General features: G+C 70.8%; 12 protein-coding genes. 8 read left to right on the forward strand and 4 right to left on the reverse strand.

Features of this window, described 5'->3' with window-relative positions:
- Positions 1 to 33: 33 nt before the first annotated feature.
- From ACWGH4_RS16645 to eccB, 4 genes are all read right to left on the reverse strand, one after another.
- The gene (locus ACWGH4_RS16645; protein WP_159686316.1) at positions 34 to 330 is read right to left on the reverse strand and encodes a WXG100 family type VII secretion target; all 297 of its coding nucleotides are present in this window, start codon (positions 328 to 330) and stop codon (positions 34 to 36) included.
- 57 nt (positions 331 to 387) lie between these two features.
- Positions 388 to 726 carry a WXG100 family type VII secretion target gene (locus ACWGH4_RS16650; RefSeq protein ID WP_441266345.1) on the reverse strand — a complete coding sequence of 113 codons (339 nt, stop codon included), beginning with the start codon at positions 724 to 726 and terminating at the stop codon, positions 388 to 390.
- Between the two features lie 139 nt (positions 727 to 865).
- Positions 866 to 2,110, reverse strand: coding sequence for a type VII secretion-associated serine protease mycosin (gene mycP, locus ACWGH4_RS16655; protein WP_453461037.1), 1,245 nt, complete (start codon positions 2,108 to 2,110; stop codon positions 866 to 868).
- 9 nt (positions 2,111 to 2,119) lie between these two features.
- The gene (eccB, locus tag ACWGH4_RS16660) at positions 2,120 to 3,661 is read right to left on the reverse strand and encodes a type VII secretion protein EccB (RefSeq protein ID WP_453461040.1); all 1,542 of its coding nucleotides are present in this window, start codon (positions 3,659 to 3,661) and stop codon (positions 2,120 to 2,122) included.
- 220 nt (positions 3,662 to 3,881) lie between these two features.
- Here eccB and eccE point away from each other — a divergent pair, with 220 nt between their 5' ends.
- The 8 genes from eccE to ACWGH4_RS16700 all read left to right on the forward strand — a co-directional run bounded on the left by eccE (position 3,882) and on the right by ACWGH4_RS16700 (position 15,321).
- Entirely contained in the window at positions 3,882 to 5,177 is a 1,296-nt protein-coding gene (eccE, locus tag ACWGH4_RS16665; RefSeq protein ID WP_453461043.1) for a type VII secretion protein EccE, read from the forward strand.
- Positions 5,177 to 5,896 (forward strand): hypothetical protein, encoded by a 720-nt coding sequence (locus ACWGH4_RS16670; protein ID WP_441266349.1) that lies wholly within the window; start codon positions 5,177 to 5,179, stop codon positions 5,894 to 5,896. The genes eccE and ACWGH4_RS16670 overlap by 1 nt, the downstream gene beginning before the upstream one ends.
- 283 nt (positions 5,897 to 6,179) lie before the next feature.
- Positions 6,180 to 9,260, forward strand: a complete 3,081-nt coding sequence (locus tag ACWGH4_RS16675) for an SCO5717 family growth-regulating ATPase (protein WP_453461046.1) — start codon at positions 6,180 to 6,182, stop codon at positions 9,258 to 9,260.
- Between the two features lie 199 nt (positions 9,261 to 9,459).
- Positions 9,460 to 11,343, forward strand: coding sequence for an ABC transporter substrate-binding protein (locus ACWGH4_RS16680; RefSeq protein WP_453461049.1), 1,884 nt, complete (start codon positions 9,460 to 9,462; stop codon positions 11,341 to 11,343).
- A 3-nt stretch (positions 11,344 to 11,346) separates the two neighbouring features.
- Positions 11,347 to 12,396: an ABC transporter permease subunit gene (locus ACWGH4_RS16685; protein WP_441266352.1), complete on the forward strand. Its 1,050-nt coding sequence runs from the start codon at positions 11,347 to 11,349 to the stop codon at positions 12,394 to 12,396.
- Complete coding sequence (locus ACWGH4_RS16690) at positions 12,393 to 13,355, forward strand: ABC transporter permease subunit (protein WP_441266353.1); 963 nt, start codon at positions 12,393 to 12,395, stop codon at positions 13,353 to 13,355. Before ACWGH4_RS16685 ends, ACWGH4_RS16690 begins: the two co-directional genes overlap by 4 nt.
- Positions 13,352 to 14,323 (forward strand): ABC transporter ATP-binding protein, encoded by a 972-nt coding sequence (locus tag ACWGH4_RS16695; RefSeq protein ID WP_453461053.1) that lies wholly within the window; start codon positions 13,352 to 13,354, stop codon positions 14,321 to 14,323. Before ACWGH4_RS16690 ends, ACWGH4_RS16695 begins: the two co-directional genes overlap by 4 nt.
- 14 nt (positions 14,324 to 14,337) lie before the next feature.
- On the forward strand, positions 14,338 to 15,321 hold the full coding sequence (locus tag ACWGH4_RS16700) for an oligopeptide/dipeptide ABC transporter ATP-binding protein (RefSeq protein ID WP_441266355.1): 984 nt from the start codon (positions 14,338 to 14,340) through the stop codon (positions 15,319 to 15,321).
- Positions 15,322 to 15,364: the final 43 nt, after the last annotated feature.

A 15,364-nucleotide genomic window follows, 5' to 3' on the forward strand; every position in this document is an offset into this window, starting at 1 on the left:
GGGCAGCCCCCTTTCGCGTGGGCGACGGGCGGTTCAGCCCATCATCATGCGGAACCGTGCGGCGTTGCCCTTGTCGGTGTCCTGGTAACCGATGACGGCGTCGCCCAGCAGGCGGGCGATCGTCTGCAGGTCCTGGTTCATGCCGTCCATGTCGGTGGCGAGCTGCTTCTGGATGGCCACGTAGGCCTCCTTGGCCTCACCCTGCCACGCGCCGGCGACACGGTTGACGTGGCCCAGCAGGATGCGGAGTTCGTCCGCCAGGTCCGAGGCGGTCTTCACCGTGTCGCGCGCGGCCTGGGTCACTGTGTCGTAATTGACGGCAGTGGTCATTGATCTCTCCTGGTAGTGAAGTTCGGCGAACGGTCGATGCGGACGGGACTGTCCGGCTCAGACTTCGAGGATGGCGCTGGTGTTGCCCTTGGCGTTCTCCATGCCGGCGAAGCTCGACATGCGCTTGCGCTCTTCCTCGTCGAAGCCGTCGGCGCTCATCTTCACAATGTTCTGGAGGTTCTCGAGGCTCTGCTGCAGGTTGGCCAGACGGCGGTTCACCTGCGTCTGCACCTGGTCGTACTGCTGGCTCGCCGCACCCTGCCAGCCCGCCTGAATACGGTCGACAACGCCGTTCAGGGAGGTGATCCGACTGTTCAGCTCGGTCGAGAAGTTCTGGATCTTGCCGCTGAGTTCGGTGATATCACCGGTGGTTACGTCGAGATTCTTGTCCGACATCGTGCCCCTTCTTCCTGCGACAGTGACTGTAGACGGAAGCCGTTCGGATGCCGCCCCCGTGCCGGACCATTGGTCCGACTGTCACTCTATCCACTTGGTACGACGGTTCCAACTGCAAAGCGGTTTACGGTTACTTGCTTCAGCGTGCCCGTTTCCGCGCGGTGTCCCGGACGACCGTCGCAGTCCCCGCGATCACCGCCACCAGTACGACGCCGATTCCCAGCGCGTAGGTTGCATAGCGTTCGTTGCGTTCCTGGACGGTCTCCGTCATGGCCAGGTGCGCCGGTTCCGGCGCGGGCGGTTTGGCCGGTCCGGGGTCCGGCCGGGGGGCGGCCTGGGGCTTGTCGTCGCCGCTCAGGGCGCGTACGGGGTCGATCACTCCCCAACCGACGAAGTTGTCGTGGCCGTTGATGCTGCGGGTCGCGGTCTGCTCGATCTCGGCGATGATCTCGGCCGGCGTCCACCGGGGGTGCTTGGCCTTCAGCAGGGCCGCCACCCCGGCGACGTAGGGGGCCGAGAAACTGGTGCCGTTGTCGATGCACTGGCCGTTGCCCGGAACGGTGGAGACGATGTCCACGCCCGGGGCGGCGACGCCGACGAATTCACCGGCCTGGGAGAAGACCGCCCGCTCGTTGTTCCGGTCGGAGGAGGCGACGGCCAGCACACCTGGAAAAGCGGCCGGGTAGGTGTTCTTGACCTTGCCGTCCATGCCGTCGTTGCCGGCCGACGCGACGACGACGACGCCCGCCGTTATCGCCCGCTGCACCGCCTTGCCCAGCGCCGAATCGGGTCCGAGCGGCTTGACGGTGTCCTGGGAGATGTTGATGACATCGGCGCCCTTGGCGATGGCGTGGTCGATCGCCGTCGCCATGGTGCGGTCGTTGCCACTGTTGTTCTCGTCGTTCTGACGGATCGGGATGATGGTCGACTCGGGTGCGATGCCCACGAAGCCGGTTCCCTCGCGGGGCCGTGCGGCGATGATGCCCGCCACCTTGGTGCCGTGGCCCACCAGGTCGACCGTGCCGTCCGTCTTGCCGCGCTTCTCGTCGCTGTTCTTCTTGTCGGGCTTGAGGAGGTCCTTGCCCGCTGAGGCGTCGACGGCCGGCTTCAGCTGCACGTTGTCGTTGTCGACCCCGGTGTCGATGACCGCGACCCGGACGCCCTTGCCCTTGGTGTCTTGCCACAACTCGTCGAGCAGGACCCGCTGAAGGGGCCACGGGGTACCCGCGATCTGCTCCTTCATGGGGAAGGTGCACTCGCCGCTGCCGTCGAGGGCCGGTCCTCCCGGCCCTTCGGCGGCCACGGCGGCCGGCGTCGCGGCCGTCAGGGCGGTGAGCAGCGCGGCGGCGGCCGTGGCCGCGGCCCGCTTGAGCGGATACAGCATCGGCGCTCCTTACGAACCCTGCGGCTGGCGTGCGCTGTTGGTGTCCAGCCGCGGGCCCTTGGACAGGAACTCGGACCATGTGATCGGGACCAGCGACGGGACGATCTTGCCGTATCCGAGCCGGATCTGCGCCTGGCTGGGTTCGGGGCGACCGTCCTGCTGCTGCCCCTCCCCGCCGGCGCCGATGTCGGAGCGGTCGGAGTCGCTGTCGCCGTTGGCCTGCACCGCGTAGCGCAGCCCGGTGTCGGTCACGAGGAAGAGAGAACCGTCGGGCTTGGTCTGGTTGCCCTGGACCTGGGTGTAGAGCAGTCCGGAGCCGGGGGTGACGTAGGTGCTGGTGCCGCCGGCGGTGATCTCCGCCGGGTAGGCCGAGCCCGCCCAGGTGGAGAGCGTGGTGCGGCCCTTGTCGTCGACCTTCCGGAGCACGCTGCAAACGGTGTCGCGCCCGCCGTTCGCGGAGTTGACGTGCTCGGCCCTCGGTTCGGGCCAGCGGTTCTGCGCGCCGAAGACGTCGGACTCCGGGGTGAAGGAGGCCGCGTCGACCACCGCAGCCTGTCCGCCCATGTCGAGCTTGTCCGTCTGGGGAGAGTTGATCAGGAGCCACGCGGTGAAGTCCGACACCGGCTGGACCTTGCCCTCGAGGACGACGTAGTGCCGTGGTCCGGCACCCGTCTGGGCCTGGAGGACCATGCCCACCTGGTCCTGCTCGGCGGTCAGTCCGCCGCCGACGCCGGCCGGTGCGCCCACCTGGCCCTGGATCACGGGGAAGTCGATCGGGCTGCCTTCATGGAGCGTCGCCAGCCACTCCTCCGTGACGGGCTGCGGCTCGGTGCGGTCACCGACCAGGGCGCGGGTGAGGAGGTCGGCGTCGTTCTCCGTTCCGCGGACCAGGTACTTGGTGCCCGCCGCGTCGACGAGGTAACGCCCGCTCTTGCCCTCCACGTACAGGACCTGTCCACCGGTCAGCCGGTTCTTCCCCTCGGTCCTCTTGAGGTCGCGGTCGGCGAAGATGAACGTCGCCTTCTGCGCGGACGCGCCCTGGCCGGCGCCCGGTTGTTCGCACACCGCCCAGCGCTTGGCCTGGCCCGCCTCCTTCTCGCTGGGCAGGCGGTCGGGCGCGTACGGGATGCCGAGGATCGGGCCACGGGCGGGCTTGCCCGAGTCCAGGATGTCGTCGGCGACCTGAATGACCTTGAACTGCTCCGGGGTGAGCAGCAGTCGGGCCGAGGCGAGGTTCAGCACCGGGTGGAGCAGAACCTTCTTGTTCTTGCCCTTGCCGGTCTCGAGGACCACGTAACGCGTGGTGGAGTCCTTGCCGACGATCACCTTGGTGCCCGGCGCCGCCCAGTCCTTGGGGGCCTTGGGCTTGAACATGCCGAACGCGCCGAAGCCGGCCAGGATCAGCACTCCCACGATCAGGCCGGGGACGATCGCGCGCAGCGGCCGCGGCGCCCCCTCCTCCGTGCCCGACGGGGAGGGTTGGAGGAATGCCGCCACCGTGCGCTTCTTCGCAAAGGTGTATGCGTTGAGCTCATCCCGCCGTGATGCCATGAGTCCCCATTGGTAAAGAAGGCACTGTCTCCCCGCGAGGCCCGTGTGGTGAGCGCGGCCCCGGGCCCTGCCGTTCGGACCGGCCCCCTACTATGCCTGTTGATCGGTGGTGCTCGTGGGGCGGGTAGGGTGATCCAGCCGCCGGAAGCCTTGCTGGGCGGGGCTGGACAGGGGTGATCGGGATGAATTGGGGCCTAATGAACCGGGGGGTGCCGGAGTAATGGCGTCCGCAACGCGCGCGCGGCCCGCGGCCCGCAGACAGTCCTCCGCACGACCGTCCGCCCATACCTCCGGCCCGAGCGCACCCCGCCTGCGGGCACGGCCCGGCCACTTCGGAACATTCCGACTGCAACAACTCGTCCTGGTCGAGATCGCCGCCGCCCTGCTGCTGGTCGCCTGGGTCGCCGACCCGCTGCTCCTGGTACCCGCCGGTGTCCTGGCGGCCGTTCTGGTGCTGCTGGCCGTGGTGCGCAGGCATCGCCGGTCGCTGCCCGAGTGGCTCTCCACCGTGTTCGCCCTGCGCGCGAGGACGCGCCGGGCGAAGTCGCTGACCATCGAGCCCGGGACCGAGCCGGGACTGGCGCCTGTCGTCGAATGCGACCCGGCGCTGCGGACGTACACGTACAGCGACCGGGACCGGCGACCCGTGGGGATGATCGGTGACGGCACGTTCCTGACCGCCGTCCTCCAGGTCGAGTCGGACGCGACGGCGCTGCGGCCGGAGCGCATGGCGCGCCCGCTCCCCATGGCCCTGATCAAGGACGTCATGGAAGTGGACGGGATCCGGCTGGAGTCGGTCCAGATCGTCCAGCACACCCAGCCCGCCCCGGCTCCGCACCTGCCTCAGCAGTCCGTCGCGGCACGCAACTACGCGCCGCTGCAGGCCCAGACCGGCTCACCGGCGCTGCGCATCACCTGGATCGCGCTGAAGCTCGACCCGGAGCTCTGCCCGGAAGCGGTGGCGGCCCGCGGCGGCGGCATCGAAGGCGCACAGAAGTGCGTGGTGCGGACGGCGGACCAGCTGGCCAGCCGCCTGACCGGAGCCGGCTTCCGGGCAACCGTGCTCACGGAGCAGGAACTGACCTCCGCCCTCGCCACGTCGTCCTGCGCCAGCCCCATGGCCATCGCCCAGGCGGGCAGGGCGGAGGTGCCCGCGCGGCGCACTCAGGAGACCTCCCGCACCTGGCGCGTCGACGACCGCAGGCACACGACGTACTGGGTGGGCAGGTGGCCCCAACTCGGCGGTGGCGGGGCCCAGATGCCCCAGCTGGTCGCCCTGCTCACGTCGATCCCCGCGCTCGCGACGACATTCAGCCTGACCCTCGGCCACGGCGACCGGCAGGGTGTGACGGTCACCGGACACGTCCGGATCACGGGACGCAGCGACGAGGAACTGGTCACCGCACGCCACGAACTGGAGCGGGCGGCCCGTGGGGTGAAGACGGGTCTGGTGAGGCTCGACCGTGAGCAACTGCCCGGAATGCTCGCCACGCTGCCGCTCGGGGGAGCCCGCTGATGTCTGCACCTGCCGCAAAGCCGCGTATCGGTTTCGGTCTCATCGGGCCCCGCAGGGACCGGCACGCGATGACCCTCGATCAACTGGCCGCCCTCACCCTGCCGGTCGGTGACGACGGCGTGGTCATCGGCGTCGACGCCGAAGGCAGGCCCGCCGTACTGGGCATCAACCGCCCCACCCCGTACGACGTGACACTGATCGGTGGCCTGTGGACGGCCCAGGTCCTCGCTCTGCGCGCCGCCGCGACCGGGGCCAGGGTCACGGTCGAGACGGGTCGCGCGCCGGCGTGGACCGCGCTCGCTCAGGCCGCGGGCGGCGGACAGCAGTGCATCTCGCTGCACGACGTGGGCCGGGTGCCGCCGCAGGGCGCTTCCGCCGGGAGCCCCGTGGTCGTCGTACGGGACTGCGGAATGCGGCCGCCGCGCGGCCGGGTCGTCTCCGGGCCCTGGCAGTCGGTGCTGACGCTCCTGCCGTATCTGAGCCCGGTCGCGCCCCGGTTGATGGAGAAGTCGGGGCTCGTCGGCGTCCAGCGTGTCTCCCCGGACGAAGCACGGCAGATCGGACGCATCATGCATCTGCCTCAGGCCGAGACCGAGGCGCTTTCCACGCTCGCCGACGGAGTCACCCTCTGGTGCACGCCGCGGGACCGGCAGTTCGTCATGACGCAGGCCACCGATGCCGAGACCGGATTGTTGGGCAGCGCCCGGCGGATGGACTGAGCGGGCGGTTCCGTTCAGGGTTGTCCCGGTTTGGTCTGCCGGATTTCTCACGCTCTGGTGCAGCAGGGTCACCTGTGGGCAGGGCGTGACGCACGGGACAGTGGCCGAGGGCCTGACGGGCCTGACGGAGTGGCGTTGTTGGCGATTAGGGTGGGTCGGGGCGCGGCACTAGAACCTACGGGTGTGCCGACAGCGTCCCAGGGGGAGAGCCGGGCCGATCCGAAGAAGGCGGTGGCCCCCACCCACGACGGCACAAGGGTGCTCGACCACACCAGGAGGCAAAGTGAACGGCGATCGGGACGACATCCACGGGGGCTGGAACATTCCCGTCGACGAGTCCGACGCGGAGCCCGCCGAGTTGACGGGTGAGTTCACCATCGACTACACCCCGCCTGCCTGGTACACACAGAACGCGTCGGGTGACACGTCCGGCGGAGGCAGCGGGGCACAGACGCCCCCGCCGCCCCCGCCGCAGGGCGCGCCGATCGCGGTGCCGGGACTGCCCTCGGGCAGCGGGTTCGAACCCAATTGGTCGCAGACGCCGCCGCCCGCGCCTGCGCCCGCCCAGCAGCAGGAATCCACGCCGCAGGAACCCGCGCCCGTCGCGCCTCCGGTCGTTCCCGCGTCCGCACCCGTGCCCGAGGCGGAGCAGGCGCCCGCCCCGGCGGACGAGCCCGCGCAGGGGTCGACCACGCCGCAGGCGCCGGAGTTGTCGTGGCAGTCCTTCGGCGGCGGGGACCTGGAGAGCGGCGCCACCACGCGCTTCTCCCCCGCCGCGCTGAAGCGCGAGATGGCCGAGCGAGCCGCCGCAGAGGCAGGCGGGACGGACGCCGGGGCGGCCGACGGCCCGCAGCCGGAGGCGGAGACGGAACCGGCCGCGGAGTCCGAGGCCCCGGCGGAGACGCAGACCGCGCCGGAGGCCGAGGCCGAGGGCGCCGCCCCCGACGCCGCTGTGGCGGACGACGCCGACGATCCCCGCCGTACCGACGGCCCGGGCAGCGACGCCTCCGAAGAGCCCGTCGCCGACGACGCATCGGCCACCGAGGCCCCGGCCGCCGACCGGAGCGGCCATGAAGGCAGCGCCGGCGACGAAGGCGACGACACGGACGGCGGCGAAGCCGTGGCCGTCGCGGACTCCGGTCCGCAGGCCGGCGACGAGCCCTCCGACGCCACCCCCGCTCCGACAGCCCCGCAGGACACCGCACCTCCTGCTCCTGCCGCCCCGCAGGACGCCCCCTCGGGAGCCGCGCCGTGGGCACCCGCTCCCGCGTCGCCGCCGCAGAGCGGTGGACTGCCGCCCCTCCCGCCCGAGTTCCAGCCGGCGGCGCCGCCGGCCGCGCCTCAGTGGACCGTGCCCGCACCGGCCGCGGACCAGGCCGCCCAGGTACCCGCCCAGGCCCCCGGCTACGGCTTCCCGCAGCCGGCGCAGCAGCAGCCGCCGCAGCAAGGGCAGCCCGGCGGGCCCGTGCCCCCGGCGCCGCAGGGCGGATACGGCTTCCCGCAGCAGGGCGTACCGGGGCAGCCCCCCGCCGCACCGCAGGGCGGCGGCTACGGCTTCCCGCAGCAGACCGGTCCCGTCGCGCCGGCGCAGCCCGTGCCGGCGCCCGCGCCGCAGGGCGGTTATGGCTTTCCGCAGCAGTCCGGGCCGGGACAGGCCCCCGCCGCGCCGCCTCAGGGCGGTTACGGCTTCCCCCAGCCCGGCCAGCAGCCCGGTCAGCCGGCGCCGCAGCCGGGCCACCCAGGACAGCCGCAGCCCGGACAGCATCAGGCGCAGCCGGGCGCCCAGGTACCGCCGCAGAACCAGGGTCAGCCGCCCCAGGGCCACCAGCCCCCTCAGGGCCAGGCGCCGCACGGTCAGCCTCCGCAGGCCCCCCAGCCCGGTGGGGCCCACGCCTACCCCCAGCCGCCCGGTCCGGCCGTGGACCCGCGTACGGGTGGTGCCTGGCCCACGCCGGTCACCCACGACCAGCGTGAGCGTTCCGTACCGGGAGCTCCGCTCGGATACACGGCCGCCGTCGAGCTCTCCTCCGACCGGCTCCTGCGCAACAACAAGCAGAAGCCCAAGTCGAGCCGTAACCCCTCCGGCGCCACGCGTTTCAAGCTCGGTGGCAAGAAGGAGGAGGCCGAGCGGCAGCGCAAGCTCGACCTGATCCGCACGCCGGTGCTGTCCTGCTACCGGATCGCGGTGATCTCGCTCAAGGGCGGTGTCGGCAAGACCACGACCACCACCGCGCTCGGCTCGACCCTCGCCACGGAGCGGCAGGACAAGATCCTCGCGATCGACGCCAACCCGGACGCCGGTACGCTCGGCCGCCGGGTGCGCCGGGAGACCGGGGCGACGATCCGGGACCTGGTCCAGGCGATCCCGTACCTCAACTCGTACATGGACATCCGCCGGTTCACCTCTCAGGCGCCCTCCGGACTGGAGATCATCGCCAACGACGTGGACCCGGCCGTCTCGACGACGTTCAACGACGAGGACTACCGGCGCGCGATCGACGTGCTCGGCAAGCAGTACCCGATCATCCTCACCGACTCGGGCACCGGCCTGCTCTACAGCGCCATGCGCGGTGTGCTGGACCTGGCCGACCAGCTGATCATCATCTCGACGCCCTCCGTCGACGGTGCGAGCAGCGCCTCGACGACGCTCGACTGGCTGTCCGCCCACGGGTACGCCGAGCTGGTGCAGCGTTCCATCACGGTGATCTCCGGGGTCCGCGAGACCGGCAAGATGATCAAGGTGGACGACATCGTGCAGCACTTCCAGACCCGCTGCCGCGGCGTGGTCGTGGTGCCGTTCGACGAGCACCTCGCGGCGGGCGCCGAGGTCGATCTCGACATGATGCGGCCCAAGACCCGCGAGGCGTACTTCAATCTGTCCGCGCTGATCGCCGAGGACTTCGTCCGCGCCCAGCAGCAGCAGGGGCTCTGGACGGCGGACGGCAACCCGCCGCCCCAGGCGGCCCCGCCGATGCCGGGCCACGGGCAGGGACAGTGGCAGGGACACCCCCAGCAGCCCCACCCGCAGCACCCGCAGGGCCACCAGCCCGCCCCTGGCGGACCGGTGCCCGGCCAGCCGTACCCGCCGCAGCCCCACCAGCCTCAGCACCCGCAGCAGCAGCCCCAGCCGCCGTACGGCGCGCCGCAGGGACAGCACCCGCCGCAGGGCTGGCAGCAGCAGCCTCACCAGCAGCCGCAGCAACCGCATCCGCAGCAGGCCACAGCACCGGCGGAACCCGCCGGTCCGATGCCTCCCGCGGCCGGCGGAACCGATCCTCAAGGACACGTTCCGCCCGGCCAGTTCCCGCCCGGCGGATGGCCGCAGCAGCAGCCTCCGCAGGCACCGCCAGCCCCTCAGCAGTAACGCGACAGAGGTCTTGACCAATGAGGGCCCGCACCGACTCCCCGGTGCGGGCCCTCGTCGCATTCCCGCAGCCCACACGGGGTTTGAGCGGCCGTTGACGCGGCATGACCACCCTGATAAACCTTCGCTTCACCAACTGGCGAACCAGAGATCACCAACCCGCCCTCTCCGTGCGAGTAATGACGCGAGGTCACTGTCCATGGTCACAACGGTTTCACCCAAGAGAACCCGGCAACGCCCCCGCTTCCGATTGGTCCTGGCCACTGGCGCCGCGGCCACGGCACTGGTGACGGCGGGGGCCGTGGCCCCCCAGGCCCAGGCCCAGCCGCAGGACCGGTCACTCGCGCAGTCGCAGGCGCGGGTGGCGGCCGCCGACGACGGCAAGCAGGTCCTCACCGTCGCGGTGTCGCAGAGCATCGACTCGCTGAGTCCGTTCCTGGCGCAGCGCCTGGTGAGCACCTCCATCCACCGCCTGGCCTACGACTACCTGACGAACTACGACGTCAAGGACGGCCACACCGTCCCGGGGCTCGCCACCGCGTGGGAGCCGTCCGCCGACAAGCTGACGTGGACGTACACCATCCGCGACGACTCCAAGTGGTCGGACGGCAAGCAGGCCACCGCTGAGGACGCGGCCTGGACGTTCAACAAGATGATGACGGACGAGAACGCCGCCACCGCCAACGGCAGCTTCACCGCCAACTTCAAGAAGGTCACGGCTCCCGACCCGAAGACGCTGGTCATCGAGCTGAAGAAGCCTCAGGCGACGATGACGGCGCTCGACGTGCCGATCGTCCCGAAGCATGTGTGGGAGAAGGTCGACGACTTCTCCAAGTTCAACAACGACAAGCAGTTCCCGATCGTCGGCAACGGCCCGTTCATCATCACGGACTTCAAGGTCGACCAGTATCTGAAGCTGAAGCCGAACAAGGACTTCTGGCGCGGCGCGCCCAAGTTCGACGAGCTGGTCTTCAAGTACTACAAGGACGGTGACGCGGCCGTCGCGGCCCTGCAGAAGGGCGAGGTGTCGTTCGTCCAGGGCCTGACCCCGGCCCAGGCCGATGCGCTGAAGAGCGCCGAGAACATCAAGGTCAACGACGCTCCCGGCCGTCGCTTCTTCGCGCTCGCCACCAACCCCGGCGCGCAGTCCAAGGACGGCAAGAAGTTCGGCAACGGTCACAAGGCGCTGCTCGACCCGGCCGTGCGCAAGGCGCTGTTCCACGCCACCGACCGCGCCACCATCGTCGACAAGGTCTTCCAGGGCCACGCCGTCGAGGGCGAGGGCTACATCCCGCCCCGCTTCGAGTCGTACTTCTGGAAGCCGGAGACGAGCCAGAAGATCGCGTACGACCCGGCCAAGGCGGCCCAGCTTCTGGACCAGGCCGGATACAAGAAGAACGCCGACGGCAAGCGCCTGGACAAGGACGGCAAGCCGCTCGACTTCCGGATCCTCTGCCATGCGACGGACCCGAACGACAAGGCGATCGGCAAGTACCTCCAGGAGTGGTGGGGCGAGCTCGGCATCGGGCTGAAGGTGGAGTGCCTCGACAACGTCTCCGACCCGTGGCTCGCGGGCGACTACGACCTGGCCTTCGACGGCTGGTCCGTCAACCCCGACCCGGACTTCGTCCTGTCGATCCACACCTGCTCGGCACTGCCCGCCACGCCCAAGGACACCGGCGCGACGGACAACTTCATCTGCGACAAGCAGTTCGACGACCTCTACGCCAAGCAGGCCGTCGAGTACGACGCGGCCAAGCGTGCCGACCTGGTCAAGCAGATGCAGTCGCGGCTGTACGACACGGGCTACATGAACATCCTCGCGTATCCGAACGCCGTCGAGGCGTACCGTACGGACCACATCAAGTCCATCAAGACGATGCCGGAAGCGGCCGGCAACATCTACGGCCAGGACGGCTACTGGAGCTGGTGGTCGGCGGAGCCGGCCGCGGCCGAGAGTGCTTCGGACAGCGGCTCCTCCGCGGGTGTGGCGATCGGCATCGGCGCGGTCGTCGTCCTCGCCGCCGCTCTCGGGCTGTTCGTCGCGATGCGTCGCCGTTCCACCGCGGAAGACCGTGAATAGTCGATGAGCACCACAAGCACCACCGGCACGACCGCTGTGGCGCGGGCCTCCGAAGCCCGCGCCGCGCGCGGCAACGTACGCGCCTATCTGCTCTACGTGGCGGGCAAGCTCGGCGGAGCGGCGGTCTCGCTCGTCGCCGTGCTCGTCACCAGCTTCTTCCTGTTCCGGATCATCCCCGGCGACCCGGTGAAGGCCATGACCCATGGCATGCCGACGTCGGCCGAGCAGATGGCCACGCTGAGACGGCAGTTCGGCCTCGACAAACCGATGTGGCAGCAGTTCACCGACTACTGCGCCGGCGCGCTGAGCGGCGATCTGGGGATGTCGTACCAGTTCCGTGCGCCCGTCGGCGAGCTGATTCTCCAGAAGGTGCCGGCGACGCTGCTGCTCACGGGTGTGGCGGTCGTCATCTACTCGGCGATCGGACTGTGGCTGGGCACCCGCTCCGCCTGGCGGCACGGCAGCCTCGGCGACAAGCTCAACACGGGCGTGGCGCTCACCCTGTGGTCGGTGCCGGGATTCTGGCTGGGCCTGCTGCTGATCATCACCTTCTCGGTGGGGCTCGGCCCGATCCCGGGGATGTTCCCGACCGGAGGCATGGAGTCGGGCACCGCGAGCGGCTTCGCGTACGTGGCCGACGTCGCCCATCACATGGTGCTGCCGGTCCTCACCCTGGTCGCCGTCGGGTACGCGCAGACGCTTCTGGTGATGCGCTCCTCGCTGCTCGACGAGATGGGCAGCGACTACCTGACGACGGCACGGGCCAAGGGCCTGCGTGACGACGTCGTACGGCGCCGGCATGCCGTTCCGAACGCGCTGCTGCCGACCGTCACCATGGTGTTCATCAACCTGGGCCATGTGGCCGCCGGTTCGATCCTGGTCGAGACGGTGTTCTCCTGGCCCGGCCTCGGCGGGCTGTTCTACCAGGCGCTCAGCGTGCCCGACCTGCCGCTCGTACAAGGGCTGTTCGTCGTCTTCGCCGGCGCGATGATCGTGATGAACCTCCTCGCCGACCTTCTGTATCCGCTGCTCGATCCCCGGGTGGGCCGATGACGACGACACCGACGCCGCCGACGAAGACCACTCCCGCCGCCCCGGCCGGCCCGGTCGGGAAGAACGTCCCGACGGCGAGGTCCCTGACGTGGGCGCGCCGCCGGCACTCGGCGGCCCGCTTCTGGACTTCGTACCGCAGCCACCGGGCGGGGCTCTTCGGTCTCGCCGCGCTGGCACTCATCGCGCTGATCGCGCTCGCCGCGCCGCTGCTCGTCGGGGGCGACGTCCAGAGCGTCACCAACGCGCCGGGCACGGCGATGGAGAAGCCCAGCGGCGAATTTCCGCTCGGCACCGACCAGTTCGGCCGCTCGCTGCTGGGACTGCTGGTGTGGGGCGCGCGGATCTCGCTGACCGTGGGTCTGCTGGCCGCTGCGCTGTCGGTCGCCATCGGCACTCTCGTCGGCATCATCGCCGGTCACTACGGCGGCTGGTTCTCCACCGTGCTGATGCGGATCACGGACTGGTTCCTGGTCATGCCGGCACTGGTGCTGGCGATCGTGCTCGCGACCGTGATGTCCCGCAACGTGTGGACGGTCATCCTGGCCATCGGCGTCACGAGCTGGCCCACCACGGCGCGGCTCGTCCGGGCGCAGACCATCGCCGTGGAGTCCCGCCCCTACATCGAACGCGCCAAGGCGCTCGGCGGCGGTCACGGGCACATCATGAACCGGCACGTACTGCCCAACGTGATGCCGCTGGTCCTCGCCCAGACGACACTGGGCATCTCCAGCGCCATCCTCACCGAGGCGACGCTCGCGTTCCTCGGGCTCGGTGACCCGACCGTCGTCTCCTGGGGCGGAATGCTCCAGGACGCGCGTGAGGCGGGCGCCGTCTCCTCGGGCCACTGGTGGTATCTCGCCCCGCCCGGAATCGCCATCGCACTCGTGGCGCTCGCCTTCACCCTGTGCGGGCGCGCGATCGAGTCCGTACTCAACCCGAAGCTGGGAGTGGCGCGTTGAGTGTGCTCGAGGTCAGGAACCTCCATGTGACCTACGGCTCGGGGAAGCGCGCCGTGCCCGCCGTCCGCGGTGTCGACCTGTCCCTCGGCGCCGGGCAGAAACTCGGTGTCGCGGGCGAGTCGGGCTGCGGCAAGTCGACGCTGGCCCTCGCCCTGCTCCGGCTGCTGCCTGCCTCCGCCCGGCTGACCGGCGAGATCATGCTCGACGGCGAGGACGTCCTCACGATGAAGTGGGGCCGGCTGCGCGCCGTGCGGTGGGCGGGCGCCTCGATCGTCTTCCAGGGCGCGATGCACTCCCTGAACGCCGTGCACCGCGTCGGCGACCAGATCGCCGAGCCGATCATGCTGCACCGCAGGTCGACACCGGCCGAGGCGGGACGCCGTGTCGGTGAGCTGCTCCAGCACGTCGGGCTGCCGGCCGCCCGGGCGGACGCGTACCCGCACGAGCTGTCCGGCGGACAGCGCCAGCGCGTGATGATCGCCATGGCTCTGGCGTGCGATCCGCAGCTGATCGTCGCCGACGAGCCGACGACCGCCCTCGACGTGATGATCCAGGCGCAGATCCTGCGGCTGATCGAGCAGCTGGTCGCCGAGCAGGACATCAGCCTGCTGATGATCAGCCACGACCTGGGCGTCCTCGCCGACACCTGCGACCGGCTCGCCGTGATGTACGCGGGTCGGGTCGTGGAGGAGGGCCCGGCCCGCGCCGTGTACGGCGCGGCGGAACATCCGTACGGGCGGGCCCTGTCCGCGGCGTTCCCGCGCATCGGCGACCCGGCCTCCCGCCGGGCACCGCGCGGGCTGCCGGGCGACCCGCCCGACCCGTCGTCGCTTCCGGGCGGCTGTACGTTCCACCCGCGCTGCCCCGTCGCCCTCGACTCGTGCGCCGAGCAGGACCAGGAGCTGGTCACGGCGGGTCAGGGACACCGGGCCGCGTGCGTGCTGGTCGGGGCGGAGAAGCAGCAGTGACACAGGAGCACGTCATGACCACCACCTCTCCCCTGCTCTCCGCCACTGGACTGCATGTCACCTTCCCCGGCCGCCGCGGCGGGCCCTCCGCCCGGGCCGTCGACGGCGTCGACCTCGACATCGGCGCGGGCGAGATCGTCGCCCTGGTCGGCGAGTCCGGTTGCGGCAAGACCACGCTGGCGCGTTCCCTCCTCGGCCTCGTGCCGCCCACCTCCGGGCGGGTCACCTTCGGCGGGGAACCGCTCGGGTATGCCTCCCGCGCCCTGAAGGCGTACCGCAAGCGGGTGCAGCTGGTGCTCCAGGACCCGAGCGGGTCGCTCAACCCCCGGCACACCGTGTACGACGCCGTGGCGGAGGGTCTGCGGATCCACGGCTACGCGGGCGACGAGCGCGCGGCGGTCGCCCAGGCGCTGTCTAGGGCCGGACTGCGCCCGCCGGAGCGCTTCTTCCTCCGCTATCCGCACGAGTTGTCGGGCGGCCAGCGGCAGCGCGTCGTCATCGCGGGCGCCCTGGTGCTGGAGCCCGAGCTGATCGTCGCCGATGAACCGGTGGCCTCCCTCGACGCCTCCGTACGCGGCGAGATCCTGGCGCTCCTGCTGCGGCTTCGGGACGAACTGGGGCTCTCCGCGCTGGTCGTGACGCACGACCTGGGCCTCGCCTGGAACATCGCGGACCGGGTGGCGGTGATGTATCTCGGGCGGATCGTCGAGTCGGGACCCGTCGAGGACGTGCTGACATCACCTCAGCATCCGTACACCAAGGCGCTGTTGTCGGTGCTGCCGGAGTCGGAGTCCGCACCGGTGGTACTCACCGGCGAACCGCCGGACCCGTCCCGCATCCCGGAGGGCTGCCGCTTCCACGCCCGCTGCCAGGTCCTGGCGTCGGGCGAGGCGGCCCGTGCCGGCGTGGCCGACCTGTGCCGGTCGCGGGAGCTGCCGGTCCTGGCGAACGCGCCCGGACCGCAGGTGGCGTGTCACTGGGCGACGGCGGCCGACTGAGGCTCGTTCGCCGGGGCCGGCCCGGGGCTGCCTCGCCCCGGCC

This window comes from Streptomyces sp. NPDC054847 (genome assembly GCF_053610925.1).

Bases quoted from the DNA above. Each gene is read 5' to 3' on its own strand.
- ACWGH4_RS16670 (WP_441266349.1), top strand. From the start codon at position 5,177: ATGTCTGCACCTGCCGCAAAGCCGCGTATCGGTTTCGGTCTCATCGGG.
- ACWGH4_RS16645 (WP_159686316.1), bottom strand. From the start codon at position 330: ATGACCACTGCCGTCAATTACGACACAGTGACCCAGGCCGCGCGCGAC.
- ACWGH4_RS16680 (WP_453461049.1), top strand. From the start codon at position 9,460: ATGGTCACAACGGTTTCACCCAAGAGAACCCGGCAACGCCCCCGCTTC.
- ACWGH4_RS16700 (WP_441266355.1), top strand. From the start codon at position 14,338: ATGACCACCACCTCTCCCCTGCTCTCCGCCACTGGACTGCATGTCACC.
- mycP (WP_453461037.1), bottom strand. From the start codon at position 2,110: ATGCTGTATCCGCTCAAGCGGGCCGCGGCCACGGCCGCCGCCGCGCTG.
- eccB (WP_453461040.1), bottom strand. From the start codon at position 3,661: ATGGCATCACGGCGGGATGAGCTCAACGCATACACCTTTGCGAAGAAG.
- ACWGH4_RS16650 (WP_441266345.1), bottom strand. From the start codon at position 726: ATGTCGGACAAGAATCTCGACGTAACCACCGGTGATATCACCGAACTC.
- ACWGH4_RS16690 (WP_441266353.1), top strand. From the start codon at position 12,393: ATGACGACGACACCGACGCCGCCGACGAAGACCACTCCCGCCGCCCCG.
- ACWGH4_RS16685 (WP_441266352.1), top strand. From the start codon at position 11,347: ATGAGCACCACAAGCACCACCGGCACGACCGCTGTGGCGCGGGCCTCC.
- eccE (WP_453461043.1), top strand. From the start codon at position 3,882: ATGGCGTCCGCAACGCGCGCGCGGCCCGCGGCCCGCAGACAGTCCTCC.